Origin of the sequence: Rhodococcus sp. T2V, assembly GCF_029269925.1 — a bacterium.
In the GTDB taxonomy this organism is placed as follows: domain Bacteria; phylum Actinomycetota; class Actinomycetes; order Mycobacteriales; family Mycobacteriaceae; genus Rhodococcus_F; species Rhodococcus_F koreensis.
This window is the reverse complement of the sequence record NZ_JARJBD010000113.1, coordinates 21,333-27,578: the sequence shown is the minus strand read 5'-3', so window position 1 is coordinate 27,578 and position 6,246 is coordinate 21,333. Positions and strand designations below refer to the sequence as shown.

The 6,246-nt window shown below is 67.6% G+C and carries 7 protein-coding genes; 3 read left to right on the top strand and 4 right to left on the bottom strand.

Features of this window, described 5'->3' with window-relative positions; translation table 11 throughout:
• The first annotated feature begins 89 nt into the window (after positions 1 to 89).
• Entirely contained in the window at positions 90 to 1,166 is a 1,077-nt protein-coding gene (locus tag P3H15_RS46685; RefSeq protein ID WP_276143542.1) for an enoyl-CoA hydratase/isomerase family protein, read from the top strand.
• Positions 1,163 to 1,939 carry an enoyl-CoA hydratase gene (locus P3H15_RS46680; RefSeq protein WP_276143541.1) on the top strand — a complete coding sequence of 259 codons (777 nt, stop codon included), beginning with the start codon at positions 1,163 to 1,165 and terminating at the stop codon, positions 1,937 to 1,939. The genes P3H15_RS46685 and P3H15_RS46680 overlap by 4 nt, the downstream gene beginning before the upstream one ends.
• Before the next feature lie 90 nt (positions 1,940 to 2,029).
• Here the strand turns inward: P3H15_RS46680 and P3H15_RS46675 are convergent, their stop codons facing one another.
• On the bottom strand, positions 2,030 to 3,229 hold the full coding sequence (locus tag P3H15_RS46675; RefSeq protein ID WP_276143540.1) for an MFS transporter: 1,200 nt from the start codon (positions 3,227 to 3,229) through the stop codon (positions 2,030 to 2,032).
• 155 nt (positions 3,230 to 3,384) lie between these two features.
• Between P3H15_RS46675 and P3H15_RS46670 the strand changes: the two genes are divergently transcribed.
• The gene (locus P3H15_RS46670) at positions 3,385 to 3,828 is read left to right on the top strand and encodes a MarR family winged helix-turn-helix transcriptional regulator (protein ID WP_276143539.1); all 444 of its coding nucleotides are present in this window, start codon (positions 3,385 to 3,387) and stop codon (positions 3,826 to 3,828) included.
• Between the two features lie 41 nt (positions 3,829 to 3,869).
• Here P3H15_RS46670 and thpD read toward each other — a convergent pair whose 3' ends face one another.
• Genes thpD through P3H15_RS46655 form a run of 3 tightly spaced genes read right to left on the bottom strand, consistent with a single transcriptional unit; the run spans position 3,870 to position 6,225 of the window.
• Positions 3,870 to 4,784, bottom strand: coding sequence for an ectoine hydroxylase (thpD, locus tag P3H15_RS46665; protein WP_276143538.1), 915 nt, complete (start codon positions 4,782 to 4,784; stop codon positions 3,870 to 3,872).
• A gap of 36 nt (positions 4,785 to 4,820) precedes the next feature.
• Positions 4,821 to 5,498 carry a GntR family transcriptional regulator gene (locus P3H15_RS46660; protein WP_276143537.1) on the bottom strand — a complete coding sequence of 226 codons (678 nt, stop codon included), beginning with the start codon at positions 5,496 to 5,498 and terminating at the stop codon, positions 4,821 to 4,823.
• Positions 5,485 to 6,225 (bottom strand): maleate cis-trans isomerase, encoded by a 741-nt coding sequence (locus P3H15_RS46655; protein ID WP_276143536.1) that lies wholly within the window; start codon positions 6,223 to 6,225, stop codon positions 5,485 to 5,487. Before P3H15_RS46655 ends, P3H15_RS46660 begins: the two co-directional genes overlap by 14 nt.
• Positions 6,226 to 6,246 lie beyond the last annotated feature (21 nt).

The window sequence follows — 6,246 nt, the reverse complement described above, 5'->3', positions numbered from 1 at the left end:
TCCTCGAGGGCAGCAACGAGATCATGCGCGTCGTCATCGCCCGCAGCGTCGTCGGCGGCGCGGGTAAGGGAAAGCAGGGAGCAGCATAAATGAGCGAACCAATCACCGACCCCGAAGTCCTCATCGACCAGCGGGACGGGGTGGGCCGGATCGTGTTGAACCGGCCGAAGGCGATCAACGCCCTCAACCACACCATGGTGACGCGGATCGCCGCGGCGCTGGCGGAGTGGGCCGGGGACGACGAGGTGAAGGCCGTGCTGATCACCGGCGCCGGGGACCGCGGGTTGTGCGCGGGCGGGGACATCGTGTCGATCTACCACGACGCCAGGGAGGGGGGCACGGGGTCGCGGGAGTTCTGGCGTGACGAGTACATCCTCAACGCGACGATCGCGAACTACCCGAAGCCGTATGTGGCGATCATGGACGGCATCGTGATGGGCGGCGGGGTCGGGGTGTCGGCGCACGGCAGTGTGCGGATCGTGACCGAGCGGTCGATGATCGGGATGCCCGAGACCGGGATCGGGTTCGTCCCCGATGTCGGGGGCACGTTCCTGCTGGCGCGTGCCCCGGGGGAGTTGGGTACCCACATCGCCTTGACCACGGCCCGCCTGGGTGCGGGGGATGCGATCGCGTGCGGGTTCGCCGACCATTTCATCCCGTCCGCGAGGATCGGAGCGTTCGTCGAGAAGCTGTCGAGCGTGTCGGTGGAGGCGGCAGTGGCCGCGTTCACCGAACCGGCCCCGGAATCGGACCTGCTGGCCCAGCAGGGCTGGATCGACGCCGCGTATTCCGCGGACAGCGTCGCCGAGATCATCTCGCGGCTGCAGGGCAGTGGGGTGCCGGAAGCTCAGAAGGCGGCCGGGCAGGTGCTGGCGAAGTCGCCGACCGCGTGCGCGGTCACCCTCGCCTCGCTGCGCCGGGCGCGGGTCGCGGGCAGCCTGGAGGAAGTCCTCAACGAGGAGTTCCGGGTGTCGGTGGCGTGCCTGGGCTCGGCCGATCTGGTCGAGGGGATCCGGGCGCAGGTCGTCGACAAGGACCGCAACCCGCGCTGGTCACCCGCCACCCTCGACGACGTGACCGACGCCGCCGTCGCACAGTTCTTCACCCCGCTCGGCGACCTCGAACTCGGCCTCACGGCCCCTACGACAACCGGAGAGCAGCAGTGACCGACTACGACACCATCCTCCTCGACCGCAAGGGCCGGGTCGGGATCATCACCCTCAACCGCCCGAAAGCGCTGAACGCGTTGAACTCCCAGCTACTGCGCGAACTCGTCACGGCAATCGAGGAACTCGATGGCGACAGCGGCATCGGGGCCATCCTCATCACCGGCTCCGACCGGGCGTTCGCCGCCGGCGCCGACATCAAGGAGATGCAAACCAAGTCGTACATGGACGTCTACCTCGACGACTTCTTCTCGATCGGCGACCGCATCGCCGCCGCCCGCAAACCCATCGTTGCCGCCGTGGCGGGATACGCCCTCGGCGGCGGGTGCGAACTGGCGATGATGTGCGACATCCTGCTCGCCGCCGACACCGCCAAGTTCGGTCAGCCCGAGATCAAACTCGGCGTCATCCCCGGCATCGGCGGCTCACAGCGCCTGACCCGCGCCGTCGGCAAGGCCAAGGCAATGGAACTCTGCCTGACGGGCCGGAACATGGACGCAGAGGAAGCCGAACGCGCCGGACTCGTTGCCCGCATCGTCCCGGCCGCCGACCTCTTCGCCGAAGCGCTGGACACGGCCACCACCGTCGCCGAGATGTCGCTGCCCGTCGCGATGATGGCGAAGGAAGCGGTCAACCGCTCCTTCGAAACCACCCTCACCGAGGGAATTCGCTTCGAACGACGCGTCTTCCACTCGACATTCGCCACCGAGGACCAGAAGGAAGGCATGGCCGCGTTCGTGGAGAAGCGGTCGCCGGAGTTCACCCACCGGTAGTCCCCCACCCGACCCGAACGCCCCGCACCGAGCATCCGCTGCGGGGTGTTCGGTGTGTGCCGTCCTCGTCTTTCGTGAGCGGACAAATCGCTATGCCGGAACGACCACCGAATCATCCTCCACCGGCTGATCTTTCGACCGCCGGTCGAGTGCGGTGGCGACGAGGAGAACGGCGAGCGCGGCCACGGTCAGTGCGGCACCCATCCAGATCGGGGACGTGAAGCCGAGTCCCGCGGCGATGGTGATACCACCGAGCCAGGCCCCGAGTGCGTTGCCCACGTTGAAGGCGGCGATGTTGGCGCCGGACGCCATGGTCGGCGCCTGCGCCGCGTAGTTCATGATGCGCATCTGCAGCCCGGGGACGGTCGCGAATCCGAAGGCGCCCATGAAGAACAGGGCGACGATCGTCATCGTCTTGCTGCCTGCGGTGAGGGCGAACACGACGAGGACGACGGTGAGCACGGCGAGGACCGTGGTCAGGGTTCGAGTGAGGGCCTTGTCGGCGGCGCGGCCGCCGAGGACGTTGCCGACGAACAGGCCGCCGCCGAAGAGCACGAGGAGCCACGGGACGCTGGTCGACGCGAATCCGCCGACCTCGGTGAGGGTGAACGCGATGTAGGTGAACGCACCGAACATGCCGCCGAATCCGAGAATGGTGACGGCGATCGAGAACCACACCTGCGGATTTCGGAAGGCCCGCAGTTCGCTGCGCAGACCGGCAGGTTCCGGTGCGTCCGCCGGACGCGACACGGACGGCACCAGCGCGGTGATGCCGATCAAGGCCACGACTCCGATGACGGTGATGGCCCAGAACGTGGAGCGCCAGCCGAACTGCTGGCCGAGGAACGTGCCGAACGGGACGCCGAGCACGTTGGCGATGGTCAGTCCGGCGAACATCGTCGCGATCGCGCCTGCCCGCTTGCTCGCGGGCACGAGGTCCGCGGCGAGGACCGACCCGATACCGAAGAATGCGCCGTGGCACAGGGCCGCGAGGACGCGTCCGCCCATCATGACCTCGTAGGTCGGGGCGAGCGCCGACAAGAGGTTGCCGCCGATGAACAGCACCATCAGCGCCTGGAGGACTGTTTTGCGGTCGAAGCGGGTGACCGCCGCGGTGATGACGATGGCTCCGACGGCGACGGAGAGGGCGTAGCCGGAGATGAGGTAGCCGGCCACGGACTCGCTCACCTGAAAGTCGGCCGACACCTCCGGCAGCAGTCCCATGATGACGAATTCAGTGAGACCGATCCCGAAGCCGCCCATTGCGAGGGCGAGCAGACCCAGTGGCATCGCAGCCACTCCTTTCGTACAGACTCGTGAGATAAGAGCACTAGCTCGAATACCGCGTCTGCATTAGTTGCAGGCGCGTCATAAATAGTTGCACACGCCTGCTACGTGCGCAAGCTGGTATTCTGACCTGGCACTCGTATCCACAGGAGGTGGCCATGGCAGTCGCTGACGACGCCGTCGAGATCCGGTCGCAGGGTTGGCGCACGCTCGCGGCCCTGCACGGTCTGCTCGAGGCGGAACTCGAACGTGCCCTGCAGCGGGGTCACGACCTCTCGGTGGTCGAGTACACGGTGCTCGACGCACTGAGCCGCCAGGACGGCTGGCACATGCGGATGGCGCAACTCGCCCGCGCGGCCGCGCTGAGCAGCAGCGCCACCACCAGGCTGGTGAACCGACTGGAGAACCGCGGCCTGCTCACCCGCATCCTGTGCGACGACGACCGTCGCGGCATCTACACCGAACTCACACCCGCGGGCCGGGCGGCACTGGACGAGGCGCGTCCCACCCACGACGCCACCCTGGAGTCGGCGCTCGACCGGGCGGCCGAGGTTCCCGAACTCGCCCACCTCGCCCGCATCCTGCACGAGCTCCCCACATAGGTGAGTGGCAAAGCGTGCGGGAGCACACTTTGCCACTCACGTCAGGACAGCGGCGTGAAGTCGCGCGACGCGATGTACTCCGGCCGCGGCCGCGGTGCGGCGAACGGCTCGACGAGCGTGTTCTCGACACTGTTGAACACCAGGAACAGATTCGACCGCGGGTACGGCGTGATGTTGTTGCCCGACCCGTGCATGACGTTGGAGTCGAACCACAGCGCGGTGCCCGCCGCACCGGTGAACTGGTCGATCCCGAACTCCGCGGCCATCCGGGTCACGTCCTCCCGGCGCGGAACCCCGACCTCCTGCTCGACGAGCGACGACGTGTAGTTGTTTTCTGGGGTGGCGCCGACGCACTGGACGAACCGCGTGTGCGAACCGGGCATCACCATCAGCGACCCGTTGAACGGGTAGTTCTCGGTGAGGGTGATCGAGCAACTGACGGCCCGCGGCACCGGGAGCCCGTCCTCGGCGTGCCAGGTCTCGAAGTCCGAGTGCCAGTAGAAGCCGGTGCCCTTGAAACCGGGCATGGAGTTGATCCGGCTCTGGTGGATGTAGACGTCGGAGCCGAGGAGTTGCCGTGCGCAGTCGAGAATCCGGCCGTCGCGGATCAGCGCGGCGACCACGTCGCTGCGCCGGTGGACGTCGAAGACGGACCGGACCTCGTCGGTGCCCCGTTCGGTGATGACGCGACCGCTGTCGCGCATCGACGGATCCCGGGACAGCCGGTCGAGTTCCTCCCGGCACGACGTCACGTCGGCGGCGTTCAGGACGTGGTCGACGACGGTGAAGCCGCGTGCCTCGTGTCCGGCGAGGGCCGCCGCGTCGAAGGGTCCGTCCGCAGGTGTACCCCAGACGGCGGGTTCGTTCCGCTGGAGCATCGACGGCTCGGAGGTGATCCGAGTGGGGTAGCGATCGTTGCGGTTGGTGAATCCCTGAACCTCAGCCACCTGAGTCATTGTCCCTCCTCGGCACGTACCTCTACTTCACTGTCGCTACGGCGACAGCGTCTTCTGATCGGCGCGGAGCCGCTGGACGGCATCGTCCAAGTGTTCGGCTAGCAGTTTCTGCACCTCGCCGGCCGTGCCCGACCGGATCGCCTCGCGCAGGGTCGCGTGTTCCTGCGCCTGCTCGCGGATGTCGTCGTACGTGGTCTGCAATGCACCCAGGCACATCCGGGTCTCGATCAGCAGCGTCCGCGCCGCGCGGATGAGCCGCGGGCTCTGCGCGCTCTCCACCAGGATCTGGTGGAACTGCTGATCGGCGTCCGACACGGCGGCGGCGTCGCCGCGCTCGGCCGCGGCCTGCATCACGAGCACGGTGGGTTCGAGCGCCAGGTACGTGGCTTCCCGGCGACCGTCGGCGAGAATCATCTCGAGGGCCCCGCGCTCGATGACCGACCGGCTGCGGTACACGTCGACGACGTCGTCGAGGGTCAGTTCCGTCACGAAGATCCCGCGGTGACGGATGCTGTGCAGTATGCCCTCGGACACGAGCCTCTGCATGGCTTCGCGCAGGGGTCCGCGCGAGACCTGGAAATGCGCGGCCAGTTCAGCCTCGCCCAGCTGTGCACCCGGTTCGAGCGCACCCTTCATGATGGCGACCCGCAGGCGGTCCGCGATGAATTCGGCAGTCGATTGACGACTGACGGGTTCCAGGTCAGTCAGAGCCATGACTGTGGCCTTTCTCGAACAAGGTTCCTAACGACGGGTGCACCGCCGTGTGGCCTGCAAGACGCAGGCCTTCCCAGATGGTCACCTGGTTTGCCGTGAGGACCGGCTTGCCGAGGCGCTGCTCGAGAGTACTCAGCGCACCCAGCGTCCTCATGGCCGTGTCGGGGATGAGCAGGGCTTCGGCGTCCGGGTGGTCGTTCTCCACCGCGAGTGCCACCACGGATTCGGGGCTGAGCTGACCGACCTCGGCGGCGGTGTCGATCCCCGCACTCGACATCGACAGCACCTCGATGCCGGCGGCGGCGAGGAATTCGACGAACAGCTTCGCGACGTCCTCCGGGTAACTGGCGGCCACCGCGACCCGGGTGATGCCCAGGGCGTGCAGGGCGTTGACAAACGCGAAACTGGTGCTGGACGTGGGCACACCGGTGGCGGCGGCGAGCGTCTCGGCCTGCTGCTTCGCGCCGTCGGGGCCGTAGACGAAGCTGCCGGACGTGCACGCCCACACGACGGCGTCCGGCTTCTCGTCGGCGAGCAGCGCGGCCCCGCCGGCGAGCTTCTCGGGGCTGCCGAGGTCGAGCAGTTCGGGCACGGCGTGCAGGTCGGTGCCGTAGATGTGCACGACCGGCAGATCCACTCCGAGTATCTCCGCGGCGAAGGGGTAGTCGTCTTCGGCGGCGTGGTCGGGGTAGATGAATCCCACAGTGGGGGTCGGCGTGCTCGTCATGCGTTCTCCTCGTTCCGTGTA

Excerpts from the sequence above, each read along its gene's own strand:
- thpD (WP_276143538.1), bottom strand. The coding sequence starts at position 4,784 with ATGACTCAGGTGGCTGAGGTTCAGGGATTCACCAACCGCAACGATCGC.
- P3H15_RS46660 (WP_276143537.1), bottom strand. The coding sequence starts at position 5,498 with ATGGCTCTGACTGACCTGGAACCCGTCAGTCGTCAATCGACTGCCGAA.
- P3H15_RS46655 (WP_276143536.1), bottom strand. The coding sequence starts at position 6,225 with ATGACGAGCACGCCGACCCCCACTGTGGGATTCATCTACCCCGACCAC.
- P3H15_RS46670 (WP_276143539.1), top strand. The coding sequence starts at position 3,385 with ATGGCAGTCGCTGACGACGCCGTCGAGATCCGGTCGCAGGGTTGGCGC.
- P3H15_RS46685 (WP_276143542.1), top strand. The coding sequence starts at position 90 with ATGAGCGAACCAATCACCGACCCCGAAGTCCTCATCGACCAGCGGGAC.
- P3H15_RS46675 (WP_276143540.1), bottom strand. The coding sequence starts at position 3,229 with ATGCCACTGGGTCTGCTCGCCCTCGCAATGGGCGGCTTCGGGATCGGT.